Here is a 19,564-nt window from a genome sequence, read left to right as displayed (position 1 = left end):
CCGTCACCAGTGCTTCCGTCATTCGTCGACCAGCGCCTGCAGGTCCACGGCGCGCGCGTTTGCCGCACTGTGCCGCATGGCGAGCCAGATCATCGTCGAAACGAACAGGCCGAACACGACGATGATCCACTGCACGGGGATCTTCGCGGTGAGCAGCAGCGCATACGCGCCGAGCATGAGCAGCACCGCGAGATTCTGGTTGAAATTCTGCACCGCGATCGAGTGACCCGCCGAAAGCAGCGTCGCGCCGCGATGCTGGAGCAGGGCGTTCATCGGCACGATGAAAAAACCGGCGAGCACGCCGAGCAGCACCATCAGCGGGTACGCGAAAAGCAGATAGAAGGGCACGATGAACGTGCCGAAGCGCACGCCAACGCCTTGCGGAAAGAGGCCTTTGCTGTAGAACGCCATGCCGATCGCCACCGCGCCGCACAGCACGCCCACGGGCAGCACGCGCAGCGAGGCGCGCAGCGACACCCATGCGGCTGCCGCGCCCGCGCCGAGCGCGATGCCGAGCCCCGTCACGCCCTGCATCACGGCGGCTTTCGAGAGCGAGAGTCCGAGATTCGCGTCGGCCCACTTGAGCACGAGCAGTTGCAGTGTGACCGCCGCGCCCCACATCAGGGTCGTGACCCAGAGCGCGATCTGCGCGAGCTTGTCGGTCCAGAGCACGTTGAAACTATGCGTGAAATCGCCCATGAGGCGAGCCGGCTCCCTGAGCCGGTTCTCATAGCGCGCGCCCGTGTCGGGAATGCCGATGTTGATGATCGCGGCGAACACGTACGTGATCATGACGGCGAGCATCGCGAGGTCGGCGGCCGAATGGATCGCCGGCCACGGATGACGCGTGACGAAACGGTCGGCGTAAGTCGAAACGAGTGCGCCGCCCATCATCGTGCCGAGGATGGTGGAAAGCACCGTAGCCGACTCGAGCCACGCATTGGCGGCGATGAGCTTTTCGGCCGGCAGCAATTCCGTCAGGATTCCGTACTTTGCCGGCGAGTAAGCCGCCGCGCCAAAGCCGACCACGCCGTACGCGATCATCGGATGCACGCCCGCGATCATCAGGAGGCAGCCGCACGCCTTGAGCGCGTTCGAGACGAACATCACGTGGCGCTTTTGCAGGGCGTCGGCAAACGCGCCGACGAAAGGCGCGAGCAGGACGTAGGAGATCGTGAAGAAGATCTGCAGCAGCGGCGTCACCCAGGCGGGCGAAGCAATGACCGTGAGCAGTGCAATCGCCGCGATGAGGAGCGCGTTGTCGGCGAGCGACGACACGAACTGCGCGGCGATGATCGTGTAGAAGCCTTTTTTCATCGGATGCGTGCGTGGTCCTCTTGCAGCAGGGCGACGGGCGAAACAAAAAAGCGGCCGAAGCCGCTCGCTGCACATGCGTGGGCCAGGCGTGACTGGCGCGCGCTCTGCACGCGTCGCGGTGGAACAAGGCGTGCACCGCGACGCGCATGGGCGCTTACGCCGCCTTGGGCACGCGCGTGTACTTCGAGAGGATCGGCACCATTTGTGCGTAGATCTTCGGGTTGCCCGCGACGACTTCGCCCATGTGCAGGAAGTCCGAGTCGCCCGTGTAGTTGCCGATCAGACCGCCGGCTTCCGTCACGAGCAGGCCGCCTGCGGCGACGTCCCACGGATTGAGGCCCTGCTCGAAGAAGCCGTCCATGCGGCCGGCGGCGACGTTGGCCAGATCGAGCGCGGCCGCGCCCGGGCGCCGCAGGCCCGCGCACGCGTTGGTCATTGCGGCGAACAGCTCGCAGTAGCTGTCGAGGCCGTCCTTTTCGCGGAACGGGAAGCCGGTGCCGATCAGGCCGTCGGCGAGACGGTCGCGGCGGCCCACGCGGATGCGGCGGTCGTTCAGGAAAGCGCCGCGGCCGCGCGAGGCGGTGAAGAGGTCGTTGCGCGTCGGGTCGTAGACCACGGCCTGCGTGACGAGGCCCTTGTGTGCGAGCGCGATCGAGACGCAGTAGTACTGGAAGCCGTGGATGAAGTTGGTGGTGCCGTCGAGCGGATCGATGATCCACTGGTACTCGGACTCGTTCTCCGACTGGCCCGATTCCTCGGCGAGGATGGCGTGGTCGGGGTAGGCGGTCTTGAGCGTTTCGATGATGGCGGCTTCGGCCGCCTTGTCGACTTCCGTGACGAAATCGTTGTGCTGCTTCTTCGCGACCTGCACGAGATCGAGGTCGAGCGACGCGCGGTTGATGATCTGTCCGGCGCGGCGCGCGGCCTTGACAGCGATGTTGAGCATGGGATGCATGAGCCAGGATCCTTGTTGTCCGGCGCTCGCGAAGGCTGGATGCGCGCCGGTGGTGCAAAAGATAAAAGCGTCTAACGATTGGACAGGGCGCGGGCCTCGAGCGGACCTGCGGAACCTGTCCCGTCAACGGAGACGAATTGGATAAGAGCGGGGCGCGGCGGCGCTGTTGGCCAGCGACTTGCCGGGCGCCTGGCGGGCAGCAACACGGCTGCACGATTCGCCCGACGCGCGCGAAACTGCCATTTTACCCGAGTATCGGCGTTTCCATGGCTTCTCCCGGGCAGGAAATCGGGATTTCTATGGATAGGACGTTCGGTCAGCGCGCCCGCCCAGGCAACCGTGGCGCACGGCGGCCATGCGCGGCAGGACGTGCATGAGCGCGCATCGCCGCGGCGCCGGGCGCGCTAACATAGACATTTCAATATCCTTTTCGCGGTTAGAGAACCATCTTGGCGCACCCCGATTCACCTGATTCCGACGCAACTTCCCACGCTACGGCGCCGGCTTCCGGCGACGTCCACGAGCCGCTGCGCGGCGGCTTCACGTCCACCCGCTTCGTGCTCGTCGAGCCGAGCCACCCCGGCAACGTCGGCGCGGCCGCGCGCGCGCTGAAGACCATGGGATTCTCGCGCCTCGTGCTGGTGGCGCCGCGTGTGCCGCAGGTCCACTGCGACCCGGAAGCCGTGGCGATGGCGAGCGGCGCCGACGACGTGCTCGCGGCCGCCCACATCGTGCCGACGCTCGCCGACGCGCTGGCGGGCGTGCAATGGTCGCTCGCGCTCACGGCGCGCACGCGCGAGTACGGTCCGCCGCCTGCGGCGCCGCGTCAGGCGGTGCAGGACGCCTGCCGCCAGGCGGTGCACGGCGGCGACATCGCACTCGTGTTCGGCAACGAGCGCACGGGCCTGTCGAACGACGACGTCGAGCGCTGCAGCGCGCTTGCGCATATTCCGGCCAATCCTGCCTATAGCTCGCTCAATCTTGCCCAGGCGGTCCAGGTGCTCTCCTACGAGTTGCGCCTCGCGTACCTCGGGGAGAGCGCGCCGGCCGCCGCACTGCCAGCGGCGGGCGGAGCGGGCGGCGCCGCCCAGCCTGCGGCCGGGTCGCCGCTCGCGACGAGCGACGACATCGAGCGCATGTACGTGCACCTCGAGAACGCGCTCATCGCGCTCGAGTTTCTCGACCCCGCCAATCCGAAGAAACTGATGTCGCGGCTGCGCCGGCTGTTCGCCCGCTCGGGGCTCGAGCGCGAGGAGGTCAATATCGTGCGCGGCATCGCCAAGCACATCCTCCTGCTCAAGGGCAAAGGCGACGGCAAGGGCGAGAGCCGCTGATCCTCTGCGCCGGCGCGGCTGCGTGCGCGCCGGCTCCAACCTTGCCACCGACGGGGGCTTCCGACCTCGAATCGGCTTTGCGCCTACAATCGGCTGAAAACCGGCGAAAAATTCATAAGCAAATGCGCGCGGCTGCAATAGCCGGTGCGCCGCTTGCGCGCATGCTGCGGCGTCGCGCGGCCGCCATTCCCCATGTTTCACCCGTTTTTAGCGTGACTGCCATGTTCAAGAGACTTCGCGAAGACATTGCCACGATCCGCGAGCGCGATCCCGCCGCCCGCAGCGCGTGGGAGGTCCTGACCTGTTATCCGGGTCTGCACGCGCTCGTGCTGCATCGCTTCGCGCATGCGTGCTGGCTCGCGAAGCGCCGCTGGCTCGCGCGCTACGTTTCGCAGGTCGCGCGTTTCCTGACGGGCATCGAGATCCATCCGGGCGCGACCATCGGCAGGCGCGTGTTCATCGATCACGGCATGGGCGTCGTGATCGGCGAGACGGCCGAAGTGGGCGACGACTGCACGATCTACCAGGGCGTAACGCTCGGCGGCACGTCGCTCACGCGGGGCGCGAAGCGCCACCCGACGCTGGGTCCGGGCGTGATCGTCGGTGCGGGCGCAAAGGTGCTCGGCGGCTTCACGGTGGGCGCCGGGGCGAAAATCGGCTCGAACGCCGTGGTCGTGAAGCCGGTGCCGGAAGGCGCGACGGCGGTGGGCAACCCCGCACGTGTCGTCGCGCCCGCGAAGACCGCGTCGGTGCAGGCGAAACCCGCCTCGGCGCGCGAGGGCTTTTGCGCCTATGGCATTACGCCCAATGCCGACGACCCGGTTTCGCTCGCGATCCACGGCCTGATCGACCACGCGGCTACGCAGACGCAGCGCGTCGATGCGATCGTCGTCGCGCTCGAGCGGCTCGGCGCACGACTCGAGGCGCTGCACGGCGCCGATGCGGCGCTCGCCGAATTGCGGCGTCTATCCGAGGGGCTGGAATGCGGCGGCCCGCAAGCCGAAGCGTCGAGCCGCGAAGAAGAGAAGGCGCCTGCGCGCGTTTGAGGCGTGGCGCGAGGCGGGTGCTGATAGCGAGGCGCCAAAAGCGCGGGGCTAAAAGTAAAAGCGTCGCGCCTCAGTCCAGCGGCAGCACCCTGAAGCCTTCGGCATCCACGCGCAGATAGCCGCCGCGCGGCTTGCCGTGATCGAGATCCCAGTCGGGCAAGACCCAACGCGTGCCGCCGGGCTCCTGGTGGCGCGCCGGCCGGTGCGTGTGGCCGTGCACGATGGTGTTCGCACGCGCGCGCTTGAAAAGCGCCGCGACACCTTTGACGGTGACGTCGTACTTCGGCAGACGCGGGCCGCTGCGTTTGTTCTCGCTCGCGCGGCGCGCCCGCTCGGCGATCGCCCGCCGCCAGCGAAACGGCCACGCCAGAAACAGCAACTGCACGAGCCGGTTGCGCGCGAGCTTGCGAAAGAGCTGATAGCCGTGATCGTCGGTGCACATCGCGTCGCCGTGCGCGAGGGCGAGGCGCGTGCCGAACGCGGTGATCGCGATGGGGTCGGGCAGCCAGATCGCGCCCGCGGCTTTCATGAAGCGCTTGCCCATCAGAAAGTCGCGGTTGCCGTGCATGATGTAGAGCGCGATGCCGCGCTCGGAGAGCGTATGCATCAGCGCCGCCATGCGCGCGGGGAACACATCGGTGAGCATGTCGTCACCGATCCAGTATTCGAAGAGGTCGCCGAGTATGAACACCGAGTCGGCCTGATCGGCCGTAACCCGGATGAAGCGCTCGAACGCGGCGACCGTGCGCGGAATCCCTTCATTCAGATGCACATCGGAAATGAACAGAAACGGACGAGCCGCGTGCGGGCGCTTGCCCTCGCCGGGCACGCCCGCGGCAGCGTGTCGTAAAGCCTTTTCCTGCAGCATCGATGAAGGGGGTGCGTGAGAGTTATGTGAAGCTTATTCGGCGACGACAGCCTTCTCGATCACGACGTCGTCGACCGGCACGTCCTGATGGAAGCCCTTCGAGCCCGTCTTGACCTTTTTGATCTTGTCGACCACTTCGAGGCCTTCCACGACCTTGCCGAACACGGCGTAGCCCCAGCCTTGCGGCGTCGGCGACGAGTGGTTCAGGAAGTCGTTGTCGGCGACGTTGATGAAGAACTGTGCCGATGCCGAATGCGGGTCGTTGGTGCGCGCCATGGCGATCGAGCCGCGCTCGTTCTTCAGGCCGTTGTTCGCTTCGTTTTCGATCGGCGCTTCGGTCGGCTTCTGCTTCATGCCGGCGTCGAAGCCGCCGCCCTGGATCATGAACCCGTCGATGACACGGTGAAACACCGTGCCGTCATAGTGGCCGTTCTTCACGTAGTTGAGGAAGTTGGCGACCGTCTTCGGGGCCTTCTCGGCGTTCAGTTCGAGCTTGATGACGCCGTGGTTCGTGTGCAGTTCGACCATGATGGGTTCCTTTGCCTGTGGCTGGGGGAATGAACGTCGCTGCATCGGCAAGAGGCGGGGCGTGTTGCCCAACGCGTGTGCCGGCGCCGCGACGTGCGACGGGTGAGGGCGGCGCTGCCGCCCGGTTAGTCGATGATTAACTGGCGTGTTGCCGGCGTGCTCATTTGCCGACGACGGTCGCCGACTCGATCACGATTTCCTTTTGCGGCACGTCGGCCATCGGGCCTCGCGAGGTGGTGGGCGCCGCTTCGATCTTCTTCACGACGTCCATGCCTTGCGTGACCTTGCCGAACACGGCATAGCCGTTGCCGTCCGGGTTCGGATAGTCGAGGCCGGCGTTGTCGACCGTGTTGATGAAGAACTGCGCGGTGGCCGAATTCGGGTCGCTCGTGCGCGCCATCGCGATCGTGCCCGTGAGATTCTTCAGGCCGTTCTTGCTCTCGAGCGCGATCGGCGCGCGCGTGGGCTTCTCGACGAAGCTTTGCGTGTAGCCGCCGCCCTGGATCATGAAACCGCGAATCACGCGATGAAAGATCGTGCCGTTGTACTGGCCAGACTTCACGTACTGCAGGAAATTGTCGACGGTCTTCGGCGCTTTCTCCGGATAGAGCTCGACGCGAATGTCGCCTTCACTGGTCTTGAAGAGCACTTGCGGATGCGCGGCGGCCGGCTGGCCGTTTTGCGCAAAGGCGGGTGCGTTCGCGATCAGGGCGGCGCTGCCGAGCGCCAACATCAACCATTTCATGAGTATCCTCGGAAGTGCGGGAAAAACGTGTCGCGGCGCGCACGCTGCGCGCCAGATGTTAGTTCGACGGCGCCACGAAAGGCGGCATCGCGAGCGACCCCGTCGAGCCGCCGAACTGGTACGCGGGGTTGCTGAGCGCGGGCACGATGGCCGACGGGCTCGCTGCCGATGCGCCTTCTGCCGCTGCGGCGGCCGACTTCTTTTGCGCGGGCGGCGGCGAGATGATCTTCGCGATGTCGGCCTGGCGCTGCTGCGTGGTGGCGCTTGCATGGCCAAGCGTTTGCGCGCGGCGGTATGACGCGTCGGCCAGACGCAGGTAAAGGTCGCCGAGATTTTCCCACGCGAGTCCGTACGACGGGTTCGCCTTGACCGCGGTTTCGAGCGCGACGCGCGCCTCGTCGTAGCGGCCATGCTTCGCGTAAAGCGCCGCGAGATTGTTGTAAGGCTCGGGCAATTCGGGGTAGAGCTGCGTGAGTTCGGTGAACGCCTCGATCGCGTCGTCGTCGCGGTTCAGGCGCGCGAGAATGGTCGCACGCTTGAACTTCGCCTGCACGTCGCGCGGGTTCGTCTTGATGCGCGCGTCGAGCTGGCTGAGCGCGCCAGCCCAGTCGTGCTGGCTGATCGCGGCGTCGGCGCCGGGCGTCGCGTCGGAGGTCGCCGGGGGCGCGGCATGCGCGATGCTGACACTGCACAGCACGATCGCGACGCTCGAGAGAGCCGACGCGGCAAGGGTCGCAGCACGGGGCGCGCGGCCGCTGGAAGGTTTCATAGGGTGAGGTCGCGGTGTTATACTCCGAGCCATTCTAACAAAAGGTCTGTGCGTTTTCGTCGCGCGCTTTGTCCCTCGCCCGTTTCATTCGCATTCCGGGCGCGCTGCGCGAGTCGCCGGGCTTTCCAACGCCACTCGTGGTCGTCTCCGCCCCGATAGCAACCTGGTTGCAGTCCGGACGCCGACAGACAGCAGCCTGAGCAATGCGGGCATCACCCGCTGGCTGCGGTCGGCGCCGCCGCGGATTTCTTTCGACCCACGTATCCATCGCCTTTATGGAATCACTGCGCATCTACAACACGCTCGCGCGTGACAAGCAAAATTTCGTGCCACTCGAGCCCGGCGTCGTGCGTATGTACGTCTGCGGGATGACGGTGTACGACTATTGTCATGTCGGGCATGCGCGTGTGATGGTGGTGTTCGATATCGTGCAACGCTGGCTGCGCGCGATCGGCTACAACGTGACCTATGTGCGCAACATTACCGATATTGACGACAAGATCATTCGTCGTGCGGTAGAAAACGGCGAGACGATCAAGCAGCTCACCGACCGCTTCATCGCAGCGCTGCACGAAGACGCGGACGCGCTCGGCATCGAGCGTCCCGATCATGAGCCGCGCGCGACGCAGTACATCCCGCAGATGCTCGACATGATCGGCAAGCTCGAGCGCAACGGCTACGCGTACCAGGGTACGGACGGCGACGTGAACTACGCGGTGCGCAAGTTCGCGAACTATGGCGCGCTCTCGGGCAAGTCGATCGAAGACCTGCGCGCGGGCGAGCGTGTGGCGACGAACGATGCCAAGCAGGATCCGCTTGACTTCGTGTTGTGGAAACAGGCAAAACCGCAAGAGCCGGCCGACACGAGCTGGGACTCGAAGTATGGACGCGGGCGTCCGGGCTGGCATATCGAATGCTCGGCCATGGGCTGCACGTTGCTCGGCGAGCACTTCGACATTCATGGCGGCGGCCAGGACCTGCAGTTTCCGCACCACGAGAACGAGATCGCACAGAGCGAAGGCGCGACCGGCAAGACGTTCGTCAATACATGGATGCATAACGGCTTCGTGAATATCGACAACGAGAAGATGTCGAAGTCGCTCGGCAACTTCTTCACGATCCGCGAAGTGCTGGCGAAGTACGATGCCGAAGTGGTGCGCTTCTTCATGGCGCGCGCGCATTACCGCTCGCCGCTGAATCACAGCGACGCGCATCTCGACGACGCGCGCAACGCGCTCACGCGTCTTTACACCGCGTTGAAGGACGTGGCGCCGGACGCGGGCGAGCTTGACTGGGACGAGCCGTACGCGCAACGTTTTCGTGCGGCAATGAACGACGATTTCAACACGCCGGTGGCGATCGCCGTGCTGTTCGAACTCGCGAGCGAGGTGAACCGCACGCGCGACGCCATGCTCGCGCGTCAGCTGCAGCGCCTCGCACGTGTGATCGGGCTGCTCGTGCGCGAGCCGCGCGTGTTCCTGCAACAGGCCGCGGGCGCACAAGATGCAGGCGCGCTCGACGTGGCAGCGATCGAAGCAAAGATCGCGGCGCGCACGGCGGCCAAGCAGGCGAAGCAATATGCGGAGGCGGACCGGATTCGGGCCGAACTGCTCGAATCCGGTGTCGCGCTCGAAGACAAACCGGGCGGGTTGACCGAGTGGCGCCGCGTGTAAGCGGGCTGTCCAGTTTCCACTGATCGATTCGCGAGGCAGGAGGCAGGATGGCAACGGCCACGAAGACGCAGACCAGGCGGTCTGCGTCGCTAACGGGCGGAACTGCGGGCGCGCCCGCAGGTGCAAAGCGTGCGCTCAATGGAGCGGGCGGCAAGGCAGCGACAAAGGCGGCTGCGAAGACGGCGCGTGGGAAAACCAACGGCGCGTCCGGCTCGCACGAAGTGCTCGACGGCGCGGCCATCGAGGCTGCGCTCTCCACTGGTCCGGCGGCACTCGAAGCCGTGGAGCCCGCGGCGAACGCGCTGGGCGATCTCGAGTTCGAAGTGCAGCGTCCCGACTATTGGGACAAGGCCTGCGCGGACCTCGTCAAGCGCGACCGTATTCTCAAGAAGCTGATTCCGAAGTTCGGCCCCGTGCATTTGTTGAGCCGCGACGATCCGTTCGTCACGCTCGCGCGCTCGGTGGTCGGCCAGCAGATTTCGACGGCGGCGGCGCAGGCGCTTTGGCAGCGTGTGGAAGCCGCATGCCCAAAGCTCGTGCCGCAGCAATTCCTCAAACTCGGTCACGAAAAGCTGGCCGCGTGCGGCCTCTCGAAACGCAAGACGGAATACATCCTCGATCTCGCGCAGCACTTCGTTTCGGGTGCGTTGCACGTCGGCAAGTGGACGTCGATGGACGACGAAGACGTGATCGCGGAGCTCACGGCGATTCGCGGCATTGGCCGCTGGACCGCCGAAATGTTCCTGATCTTCAATCTCGCGCGCCCGAATGTGCTGCCGCTCGACGATCTGGGCCTGATCCGCGCGATCAGCGTCAACTATTTCAGTGGCGAGCCGGTCACGCGCAGCGAAGCGCGCGAAGTCGCGGCCAACTGGGAGCCGTGGCGTACCGTCGCGACCTGGTATATGTGGCGCAGCCTCGAGCCGTCGTGAGGCCCGGGGCAGTCGTCAGTGACTAAGAAAAATGCTATCGATCGAAGAAATCGATAGTTCTGAGCCGATTTCGGCGCGGGCTGGCGCGGTTAGAATACGCGCTGCCGCAAAGTGAAGGATTCCCACACATGAAGACCACGTTTCTGGATTTCGAACAGCCGATCGCTGAACTGGAAGCGAAGATCGAAGAACTGCGCTTCGTTCAGGACGATTCGGCCGTCGATATTTCGGAAGAAATCGAGCGGCTGTCGAAGAAGAGCCAGCAGCTCACGAAGGACCTCTATGCGAACCTGAGCCCGTGGCAGGTTTCGCAGATCGCGCGTCATCCGCAGCGTCCGTACACGCTCGACTACGTGCACGAGTTGTTTACCGATTTTCACGAACTCCATGGCGACCGCTCGTTCGCGGACGACCTTTCCGTCGTCGGCGGCCTCGCGCGCTTCAATGGCCAGGCCTGCATGGTGATCGGCCACCAGAAGGGCCGTGACACGAAGGAGCGCGCCGCGCGCAACTTCGGCATGCCGCGCCCGGAAGGCTATCGCAAGGCCGAACGCCTGATGCGCCTCGCCGAGAAGTTTGGCCTGCCCATCTTCACGTTCGTCGACACGCCGGGTGCGTACCCGGGCATCGGCGCGGAAGAGCGCGGCCAGTCGGAAGCCATCGGCCGCAATCTCTATGTGATGGCCGAACTCAAGACGCCGGTCATCACGACGATCATCGGCGAAGGCGGATCGGGCGGCGCGCTCGCCGTGGCCGTGGCCGATACCGTCATGATGCTGCAGTTCTCGACCTACTCGGTGATTTCGCCGGAAGGCTGCGCGTCGATTCTCTGGAAGAGCGCCGCGAAGGCGCCGGAAGCCGCTGAAGCGCTGGGCCTGACGGCGCACCGTCTGAAGGCGCTGGGCCTCATCGACAAGATCGTGAACGAGCCGCTCGGCGGCGCGCATCGCGACCCGAAGGGCATGGCCGCGCTGCTGCGCCGTGCGCTTGCGGACTCGCTGCGCCAGTTCCAGGGCATGAGCATCGCCGACCTGAAGCAGCGCCGTTTCGAGCGCCTGATGGCCTACGGCAAGTTCAAGGAAACGACGCCGGGCGCGTAAGGCGCGCGACGCCAACGCTCCTCGACGTCTGCGGTCCTGCTGTGACCGACCATCCCGAATCCGACGCCGGGCGCATCGTTCTCGATGCGCTCGGCGTTGTGCTTTCCACGCTTGCCGACGACGCACGCATCGCGATCGCGTATAGCGGCGGGCTCGACTCGTCCGTGCTGCTGGACGCCGCGGTGCGGGCGGCCGGAGCGCAGCGTCTCGTCGCACTGCATGTGCATCACGGCCTGAGCGCGAATGCCGACGCATGGCTTGCCCACTGCGAGGCGACTGCGCACGCGTATGGCGTGACGTTCGACGCGAGGCGCGTAGAGTTGGCGCGCGACGACGCGGCCGGCGTCGAGGCGGCTGCCCGCGACGCGCGCTACCGCGCGCTCGACGCGATGTGCGTGGCGCACGGCGTGCAGGCGCTCTGGCTCGCGCAGCATGCGGACGATCAGGCGGAAACGGTGCTGCTGCAGCTGCTGCGCGGCGCCGGGCTCGCGGGGCTCGCGGCGATGGCCCCCGCACGTGCGAGCGTGAATGGCGTGGCGCGCATGCGGCCGCTGCTCGCGCTGTTGCGCACGCAACTGGAGCGCTATGCCCGCGCGCACGGCCTGCACTGGATCGACGACGAATCCAACGACGACACGCGCTATGCGCGCAACGCCTTGCGTCACGACGTGATGCCGGCGCTCTCGGCCCATTTTCCCGGTTATCGCGATGCGCTCGCGCGCACGGCGGCGCATGCGGCTTCTTCGCAGCGTCTGCTCGACGATCTCGCGCGCATCGATTTGCGCGACGCTGGACGCGAGGGCGACAGCGCGCTTTCACACACCGCGCTGCTCGCGCTCGACGATGCGCGCGCGCTCAATGTGCTGCGTTACTGGATGCGCGCGCTTGGCCTGCCGGCGGCATCGACGGCGCGGCTTGCGGATATGTTGCGGCAGTTGCGCGAGATTGCGCGCGATGACGTGAGCGGTCACGCATTGCGCGTCGATCACGCCGGACACCGTTTGCGCGTGTATCGCGGCATCGTCTCGTGGGAAGCCGTGCGCGCGCGCGACGAACGCGCAGGCGAGGGCGCCGCTCATGCGCGTGCGCCTGTGTCGTTGACCTGGCGCGGCGAGGAAGTCTGGCGGCTGCCGGCATGGCGCGGGACCTACGTCTTCGCGCCCGCCGCTCCCGACGATGCCGACGCCGTTCCCGAGCGCGTGCTCGCGAGCGCGCCGCTCGTCGCGCGCGAGCGCAGCGGCGGCGAGCGCCTGCGCGACGAAGCCGCGAACGTGAGCCGCACGCTCAAGAACCTGTTCCAGACGCGCGGCGTGCCGGCATGGGAGCGCGACGTGCCGTTGCTCTATGTGGGCGAGACTTTGCTGTTCGTGCCCCGTATCGGCGTGAACCGGTCGGCGTTCGGTGCGACACCCGGCGAACCTGGCGCGGCCTGGCGTCGCATCGAATGGCGCGAGGATGTGCTGATCGCCTGAAGTCGCGTCCGACGTCACCGATCAATTCGCCGACGCGAAGGGTGATCGTTCCCCCGCAAATCCTTGCGGCGCAAGCCTTTTTCGGCATCCGCAAGCGTGTTCTGTCTTGTAATTTGGGCGTCAATCGGGTAGTGTAAGTCGTTTGTCCAGCCCGCTTTTTCGCGTTCGCGGACGCCGTCAAAAGCGGCGTGTCTCGTGAAGGCGCGATTTTTCCTTCGAGCGGTACCCGACGGTTGCAGGGACGTCGTAGCGGCATGCGGGCAGGGCGCGAGTGCAAGGCACCAGCGCGCGTCGACACGATGCGCCGGCCTTCGCGCCCCTGAGGCAAAACCCCGCGCGTGCTGCACGCGCTGAAGCCGCCGCCGTGGCCCCAAGGCGTCCGGGCGGCCCGGTTCTTCAGTGCGCCAGCGCGGTAACATCTCCAGTTCAGAACGACAATGGCACTCATCGTACACAAATACGGCGGCACCTCGATGGGCTCGGTCGAGCGCATCAAGAACGTCGCCAAGCGCGTCGCCAAATGGCACAAGGCCGGCCACAAGATGGTCGTCGTGCCCTCGGCAATGTCCGGCGAAACCAATCGTCTGCTCGGTCTCGCGAAAGAAATTTCGCCGCAGCCCAGCCCGCGCGAGCTCGACATGATTGCGTCGACCGGTGAGCAGGTGAGCGTCGGCCTCCTGTCGATCGCCCTGCAGGAAGCAGGCGTCGACGCCATCAGCTACACCGGCTGGCAAGTGCCGGTCAAAACCGACAGCTCGTTCACCAAGGCCCGCATCAACGACATCGACGGCGAGCGCGTGCTGGCCGATCTCGACGACGGCAAGGTGGTCGTGATCACGGGCTTCCAGGGCATCGACCCGGAAGGCCACATCACCACGCTCGGCCGCGGCGGCTCGGACACGTCGGCGGTTGCAGTCGCAGCGGCGCTTAAGGCCGACGAATGCCTGATCTATACGGACGTCGACGGCGTCTACACGACCGACCCGCGTGTGGTCGACGACGCACGCCGTCTCGACCGCATTACGTTCGAAGAGATGCTGGAAATGGCCAGCCTCGGCTCGAAAGTGCTGCAGATCCGCTCGGTGGAATTCGCGGGCAAGTATCAGGTGAAGACGCGCGTGCTCTCCAGCCTGACCGACCCGATGATGAACCTCGACGAGGAAATGTCCTCGGGCACCCTGATTACTTTTGAAGAAGACGAGACCATGGAAAAAGCAGTCATCTCGGGTATCGCGTTCCAGCGCGACGAGGCCCGCATCATCGTGATGGGCGTGCCCGACAAGCCGGGCATCGCATATCAGATCCTCGGCCCGGTGGCGGACGCGAACATCGACGTCGACATGATCATCCAGAACCAGAGCGTGGCCGGCAAGACCGACTTCACGTTCACGGTGCCCCGCGGCGACTATCAGCGCGCCATCGACGTGCTGAATAACCAGGTGAAGGGCCACGTGAGCGCGGAGCAGGTGCTCGGCGACGCGAAGGTGTCGAAGGTTTCGGTGGTCGGCGTGGGCATGCGCTCGCACGTGGGCGTGGCGAGCAAGATGTTCCGCACGCTCTCGGAAGAGGGTATCAACATCCAGATGATCTCGACCTCGGAAATCAAGATCTCCGTGCTGATCGACGAGAAGTACATGGAACTGGCGGTGCGCGCGCTGCACAAGGCGTTCGACCTCGAGCACGCGTAAATCGCGCTGTTTTTGCGCGGCCGTCGCGCCGCGTTTGCGTTGTGTGACGAGGGTGTGACGCGGTTTTTCCGCTCGATTCCGCTTCGCGATGCCGCGCATGACGTTTGTTGTGCGCTTGCGGAAAAAACTTTGCAAAAAAGCGTCGTATGAATTGACCGGAAGGCGCTAACCCGCTATTATCTTTGCTTCGTTGCGCTGCCTCCCTGGCGCGAACGAAGTTTTCGGGAGACGTGGCCGAGAGGTCGAAGGCACTCCCCTGCTAAGGGAGCATCTGGGCCAAAACCTGGATCGAGGGTTCGAATCCCTCCGTCTCCGCCAGTAATGGCGGCGGAACCCCGCAAGTCTCGGCTTGCGGGGTTTTTGTTTTTTGGGTCGCCAATTGCTCGATGTGAGCAAGCAATGTGTCGTCGTTCGAGGGGAGGGAAGAGGTGCTGCAACAACCTTCAGGAATACCAGGTAAATTGCAGTGGCGCGCTCGCGAGCAAAGGTTCTGCATCGAGGCGCCGATAAATGGAATGGGCTTCGCGCGTTATGCGGGGTCTCCTGCGCACCGGTGCAAGCGATGCTATTCTCCCCGGCGCTGTTGGCCATCCGCCGCCCAGTGTAACGAGACGTAACGACATCGAACGCAGGCCAGGTTTGTGCATCAGTTATTACAAGTTTGAAATACGCGGGCGAAAGCCGTGCGTTATATTGGCTTCAACAAAACATCAAACCCGAAAGGTGAGTCCATGAAGTTCCCACGTGTTGTTGCAATGCTGCTCGGGGGCGTGGCTATCGGCGCATCGAGTGCTGCTATGGCTGGCGTGAGCGTTGGTGTCAACATCGGTATTCCGGCCCCGGTCTATGTCGCTCCGCAACCGGTCTACGCGCCGCCGCCTCCGCCACCGGTCGTCTATCAGCCGGCGCCTGTTTATGCGGCGCCGCCGGCCATCGTCATCGGCTGGCACGGCGATCGTTACTGGGATGGCCGCCGCTACTGGGGGCGCGACGACTGGTATCGCCACCACGGCGGCTACGGCGGTCCGGGCCGCGGCCACTACGACCGCGACCACTACGACCGCGACCACTACGACCGCGACCACGGTGGTCCTCCGGGACATTGGCACTAAGCCGCGAGGCTCATTGCCGGCGTGATGCGCGTGACACGGTGCGCATCGCACACCAGGCGTCGCGCCAAAAGAAAAGCCGCCCAGTGGGCGGCTTTTGCATTCTTGCCGTTGTGCGCGCAACGACGCCGCGAAGAGAGGCTTACTCGAGGCCGGCCATGCCGCCAACCACGGCGTTGAAGCCCGAGTCGACGTGCATGATCTCGGCGGTCACGCCGGCAGCCAGATCGGAGAGCAGGAACGCGGCGGAGTTGCCGACCTGCTCGATGGTCACGTTACGCTGCAGCGGGGCGTTCTGCTCGACGAAGTCGAGAATCTTGCCAAAGCCCTTGATGCCGCTTGCCGCGAGCGTCTTGATCGGACCGGCGGAAATGCCGTTCACGCGCACGCCTTGCGCCCCGAGCGCCACCGCGAGATAACGCACGCTCGCTTCGAGTGCGGCTTTCGCGACGCCCATGGTGTTGTAGTTCGGAATCGCGCGCTCCGCGCCGAGATAGGTCAGCGTCAGCAGCGAAGCGTTCTGCGCGAGCATCGGCTTGGCGGCCTTGGCGAGCGCCGGGAAGCTGTATGCCGAAATATCGTGCGCGATGCGGAAGTTCTCGCGCGTCATGCCGTCGAGGAAGTCACCCGCGATCGCTTCGCGCGGCGCGAAGCCGATCGAGTGGACGAGGCCGTCGAGCGTATCCCAGTGCTGCTTGAGGTTCGTGAAGAGCGCTTCGATTTGTGCGTCGTCGGCCACATCGCAGGGGAACACGAGGTCGCTGCCGAATTCCTGCGCGAACTCGGTGATACGGTCCTTGAAGCGGTCGCCGACGTACGTGAACGCCAGTTCCGCGCCTTCGCGCTTGCATGCCTGCGCGATGCCGTACGCGATCGAACGGTTCGACAGCAGGCCGGTCAACAGGATGCGTTTGCCAGCGAGGAAGCCCATGAATTCTCCTAAATCAGGTCAATGCGCCAGCGCCAGTGGGGGCGGCGCCGCGTGGTTTGGGTAGAATTCTCTCACAACTGACAAGGCAGCCTGGACAATTACCGATCTATGACGACAGGAACGCGAGGCAGGACGGCGCTTGGCGCGCTTGGGGCAACCGTTCCTGCGGCTCGGCTCGCACTTGCCAAAAGGCTGGCGGCGATGGGGCTGGCGCTCGCATGCGGCCTGCTGGCCATGCCGTGCGCGCATGCGGTCTACGCCATCGCGCAGTACGGCGAGCCCAAATATCCGCAAGGCTTCGCGCACTTCGACTACGTGAATCCGCATGCCCCCAAGGGCGGCACGCTCGTCCTCGCCAATCCCGACCGCCTCACGAGCTTCGACAAGTTCAACCCGTTCACGCTGCGCGGCAACGCGGCCCCGGGGCTCGGCATGCTGTTCGAGAGCCTCACGACGGGGAGCCTCGACGAAGTGGCGTCGGCCTACGGTTTGCTCGCCGACGACATCCGTATCGCGCCCGACGCGCTTTCGGTGACGTTCCACATCAACCCGAAGGCGCGCTTCTCGAACGGCGATCCGGTGACAGCCGAAGACGTGAAGTTCTCGCTCGACACGCTCAAGAGCCGCCAGGCCGCGCCCTCCATGCAGGCGTATTTCAGCGAAATCACGCGCGCGGTGGTGGTCGATCCCGCGACGATCCGCTTCGAGTTCCGCAGCAACAACCGCGAGCTGCCGCTCATCGCGGGCGGCATGCCGGTGTTCTCGCACAAGTGGGGCTTGCGCCCGGACGGCAGCCGCATCGCCTTCGATCAGCTCGCGTTCGAGCAACCGATCGGCAGCGGCCCGTATGTGATCGACCGCTACTCGAACGGCCGCACGATCACCTACAAGCGCGACCCGAACTATTGGGGCAAGGAACTGCCGGTGCGGGTGGGCACCAACAACTTCGAGCGCATTACCTACAAGCTCTATTCGGACGACGTGGCGCGCCTCGAGGCCTTCAAGGCGGGCGAGTACGACGCGCTCGTCGAATACGTCGCGCGCAACTGGGTGCGGCGCGATGTCGGCAAGCGCTTCGACAGCGGCGAGCTGATCAAGAAAGAATTTCCGCAGCACAACGGCACCGGCATGCAGGGCTTCGTCATGAATCTGCGCAAGCCCGTGTTCCAGGACGTGCGCGTGCGCCGCGCCCTCGATCTCGCGCTCGACTTCCCGTGGCTCAACCGCATGCTGTTCTATAGCCAGTACCGCCGCATCGACAGCTGGTTCGCGAACACGCAGCTGCAGGCGAAGGGTCTGCCATCGCCTGGCGAGCTTGCCTTGCTCGAGCCGTGGCGCAAGTCGCTCGATCCCGCCGTGTTCGGGCCGCCGCCCTTGCAGCCCGATACGACCCCGCCGGGCTCGCTGCGTGCGAATCTGCTCAAGGCGCGCGCGCTGCTCGCCGAGGCCGGCTGGACCTATCGCGACGGCGCGCTGCGCAACGAGAAGGGCGAACCGTTCACGTTCGAGGTGCTCGACGATACGAGCGCTTCGACGCAGTGGGCGCCGATCATGGCGCAGTACACGCAGGCGCTCAGGCGCCTTGGCATCCAGGTGAACTATCGCTCGGTCGATTTCGCGCTCTACCAGAAGCGGCTCGATGCCTTCGACTTCGACATGACGACCATCAAGTTCCCCGACGTCCAGGTGCCGGGCGCGGAACAGGTCGACCGTTTCGGCAGCAAGGCCGCCGACGAGCCGGGCTCGGGCAATCTGCTCGGCCTGAAGTCGCCGGCCGTCGATGCGATCCTCAAGGCGCTCACGCAGGCGCAGACGCTCCAGCAATTGCTCGACGCCACGCATGCGCTCGACCGGGTGCTGATGCACGGCTACTATGTGGTGCCGCAGTGGTACAGCGCGACGCACCGGGTGGCGTTCAAGAACACGCTGGCGTATCCGGCGAAATTGCCGCTGTACTATGGCGCGAACGACTGGATCATCTCGACGTGGTGGTTCAAGCCGCAGCCCGAGCCCCAAGCGGCCGGTCATTGACAACGGACACGACGGGAGCAACGAATCATGTGGAGCTACATCGTCAAGCGCCTGCTGCTGATGATCCCGACGCTGCTCGGCGTGCTCACGCTGACCTTCGGCGTGATCCAGTTCGTGCCCGGCGGCCCCGTCGAACAGGCGGTGCGCGAATTGCGGCGGGGCGCGGAGCAGGGCATGCCGTTCGGCATGCGCGCGCATTCGGGCGTGGACGCGCAGCAGATCGCGCAGCTCAAGCAGCTTTACGGCTTCGACAAGCCGCCGCTGCAACGCTATTTCCTGATGCTCGGGCGCTTCGCGCGCTTCGATCTCGGACAGAGCTATTTCCATCACCAGAGCGTGTGGTCGCTGATTATTTCCAAGCTGCCGGTTTCGATCAGCATCGGCCTCTGGACCTTCTTTCTCACGTATCTGATATCGGTGCCGTTGGGCATCGCGAAGGCGGTGCGCAACGGCTCCCGGTTCGACCTCGTGACGAGTCTCGTCGTGCTCGTCGGTTATGCGATTCCGGGCTTCGTGCTGGGCGTGCTGCTGCTCGTGCTGTTCGGCGGCGGCTCGTTCCTGCAGCTCTTCCCGCTGCGCAATCTCACCTCTGACAACTGGGACACGCTCTCGCTCGGCGGCAAGATTCTCGACTATCTCTGGCACATCACGCTGCCCGTGACGGCCTCGGTCGTGGGCAGTTTCGCCGTCACGACCATGCTGACCAAGAACGCCTTTCTCGAAGAGATCCGCCGCCAATACGTGCTGACCGCGCGTGCGAAAGGCCTCTCGGAGCGCACCGTGCTCTGGAAGCACGTCTTTCGCAACGCGCTGCTGCCGCTCGTGGTGGGCTTCCCGGCGGCGTTCATCGGCGCGTTCTTCACCGGCAGCCTGCTGATCGAAACGCTGTTCTCGCTCGACGGGCTCGGGCTGCTTTCGTACGAATCCGTCGTGCGGCGCGATTATCCGGTCGTGCTCGGCACGCTGTACCTCTTCACGTTGATCGGACTGCTAACCAAACTGATCTCCGATCTGTGTTACGTGTGGGTCGATCCCCGCATCCAATTCGAACAACTGGAGCGCTGAG

At 65.2% G+C, this 19,564-nt stretch carries 17 protein-coding genes and 1 tRNA gene; 11 read left to right on the top strand and 7 right to left on the bottom strand.

Translation table 11 applies throughout. The annotated features are described in order from the left end of the window. Positions 1–18: 18 nt before the first annotated feature. Positions 19–1,317 carry a lysophospholipid transporter LplT gene (gene lplT, locus AB4Y42_RS04895; protein ID WP_368693534.1) on the bottom strand — a complete coding sequence of 433 codons (1,299 nt, stop codon included), beginning with the start codon at positions 1,315–1,317 and terminating at the stop codon, positions 19–21. A 154-nt stretch (positions 1,318–1,471) separates the two neighbouring features. Next, a complete protein-coding gene (locus AB4Y42_RS04890) occupies positions 1,472–2,272 on the bottom strand; it encodes an inositol monophosphatase family protein (RefSeq protein ID WP_324159241.1) in 801 nt (266 codons plus the stop codon). A 527-nt stretch (positions 2,273–2,799) separates the two neighbouring features. Between AB4Y42_RS04890 and AB4Y42_RS04885 the strand changes: the two genes are divergently transcribed. Continuing rightward, positions 2,800–3,606, top strand: a complete 807-nt coding sequence (locus tag AB4Y42_RS04885) for an RNA methyltransferase (protein ID WP_368693657.1) — start codon at positions 2,800–2,802, stop codon at positions 3,604–3,606. A gap of 221 nt (positions 3,607–3,827) precedes the next feature. Beyond that, entirely contained in the window at positions 3,828–4,652 is an 825-nt protein-coding gene (cysE, locus tag AB4Y42_RS04880; protein ID WP_368686178.1) for a serine O-acetyltransferase, read from the top strand. A 70-nt stretch (positions 4,653–4,722) separates the two neighbouring features. Here cysE and AB4Y42_RS04875 read toward each other — a convergent pair whose 3' ends face one another. The 4 genes from AB4Y42_RS04875 to AB4Y42_RS04860 form a co-directional block, all read right to left on the bottom strand. Next, positions 4,723–5,520: a UDP-2,3-diacylglucosamine diphosphatase gene (locus AB4Y42_RS04875; protein WP_368686177.1), complete on the bottom strand. Its 798-nt coding sequence runs from the start codon at positions 5,518–5,520 to the stop codon at positions 4,723–4,725. A gap of 33 nt (positions 5,521–5,553) precedes the next feature. Next, a complete protein-coding gene (locus AB4Y42_RS04870) occupies positions 5,554–6,048 on the bottom strand; it encodes a peptidylprolyl isomerase (protein WP_368686176.1) in 495 nt (164 codons plus the stop codon). Positions 6,049–6,208: 160 nt separating this feature from the next. Next, on the bottom strand, positions 6,209–6,793 hold the full coding sequence (locus AB4Y42_RS04865) for a peptidylprolyl isomerase (RefSeq protein WP_368686175.1): 585 nt from the start codon (positions 6,791–6,793) through the stop codon (positions 6,209–6,211). 58 nt (positions 6,794–6,851) lie between these two features. Continuing rightward, positions 6,852–7,562: a tetratricopeptide repeat protein gene (locus AB4Y42_RS04860; RefSeq protein ID WP_368686174.1), complete on the bottom strand. Its 711-nt coding sequence runs from the start codon at positions 7,560–7,562 to the stop codon at positions 6,852–6,854. Between the two features lie 275 nt (positions 7,563–7,837). Here AB4Y42_RS04860 and cysS point away from each other — a divergent pair, with 275 nt between their 5' ends. From cysS to AB4Y42_RS04825, 7 genes are all read left to right on the top strand, one after another. Next, the gene (gene cysS / locus AB4Y42_RS04855) at positions 7,838–9,235 is read left to right on the top strand and encodes a cysteine--tRNA ligase (RefSeq protein WP_368693533.1); all 1,398 of its coding nucleotides are present in this window, start codon (positions 7,838–7,840) and stop codon (positions 9,233–9,235) included. A gap of 47 nt (positions 9,236–9,282) precedes the next feature. Then, positions 9,283–10,167 carry a DNA-3-methyladenine glycosylase gene (locus tag AB4Y42_RS04850; RefSeq protein WP_368686172.1) on the top strand — a complete coding sequence of 295 codons (885 nt, stop codon included), beginning with the start codon at positions 9,283–9,285 and terminating at the stop codon, positions 10,165–10,167. Positions 10,168–10,295: 128 nt separating this feature from the next. Continuing rightward, positions 10,296–11,267, top strand: coding sequence for an acetyl-CoA carboxylase carboxyltransferase subunit alpha (locus AB4Y42_RS04845; RefSeq protein ID WP_342921404.1), 972 nt, complete (start codon positions 10,296–10,298; stop codon positions 11,265–11,267). 41 nt (positions 11,268–11,308) lie between these two features. Continuing rightward, the gene (gene tilS, locus AB4Y42_RS04840; RefSeq protein ID WP_368693532.1) at positions 11,309–12,739 is read left to right on the top strand and encodes a tRNA lysidine(34) synthetase TilS; all 1,431 of its coding nucleotides are present in this window, start codon (positions 11,309–11,311) and stop codon (positions 12,737–12,739) included. A gap of 437 nt (positions 12,740–13,176) precedes the next feature. After that, complete coding sequence (locus tag AB4Y42_RS04835) at positions 13,177–14,427, top strand: aspartate kinase (protein ID WP_028204105.1); 1,251 nt, start codon at positions 13,177–13,179, stop codon at positions 14,425–14,427. A gap of 224 nt (positions 14,428–14,651) precedes the next feature. Beyond that, positions 14,652–14,745, top strand: a tRNA-Ser gene (locus tag AB4Y42_RS04830). 413 nt (positions 14,746–15,158) lie between these two features. Continuing rightward, a complete protein-coding gene (locus tag AB4Y42_RS04825; RefSeq protein WP_368693531.1) occupies positions 15,159–15,539 on the top strand; it encodes a hypothetical protein in 381 nt (126 codons plus the stop codon). 139 nt (positions 15,540–15,678) lie between these two features. Here the strand turns inward: AB4Y42_RS04825 and fabI are convergent, their stop codons facing one another. Next, positions 15,679–16,467 (bottom strand): enoyl-ACP reductase FabI, encoded by a 789-nt coding sequence (fabI, locus tag AB4Y42_RS04820; RefSeq protein WP_368686169.1) that lies wholly within the window; start codon positions 16,465–16,467, stop codon positions 15,679–15,681. Between the two features lie 201 nt (positions 16,468–16,668). Between fabI and AB4Y42_RS04815 the strand changes: the two genes are divergently transcribed. Together AB4Y42_RS04815 and AB4Y42_RS04810 are read left to right on the top strand one after the other, a co-directional pair. Further along, positions 16,669–18,498, top strand: coding sequence for an extracellular solute-binding protein (locus AB4Y42_RS04815; RefSeq protein WP_368693530.1), 1,830 nt, complete (start codon positions 16,669–16,671; stop codon positions 18,496–18,498). A gap of 27 nt (positions 18,499–18,525) precedes the next feature. Beyond that, on the top strand, positions 18,526–19,563 hold the full coding sequence (locus AB4Y42_RS04810; protein WP_028204101.1) for a microcin C ABC transporter permease YejB: 1,038 nt from the start codon (positions 18,526–18,528) through the stop codon (positions 19,561–19,563). Position 19,564 lies beyond the last annotated feature (1 nt).

The organism is Paraburkholderia sp. EG286B, assembly GCF_040965655.1.
Classification (GTDB): domain Bacteria; phylum Pseudomonadota; class Gammaproteobacteria; order Burkholderiales; family Burkholderiaceae; genus Paraburkholderia.
The sequence above is the reverse complement of the archived record's forward strand: the minus strand, read 5'-3'. Positions and strand labels throughout refer to the sequence as shown.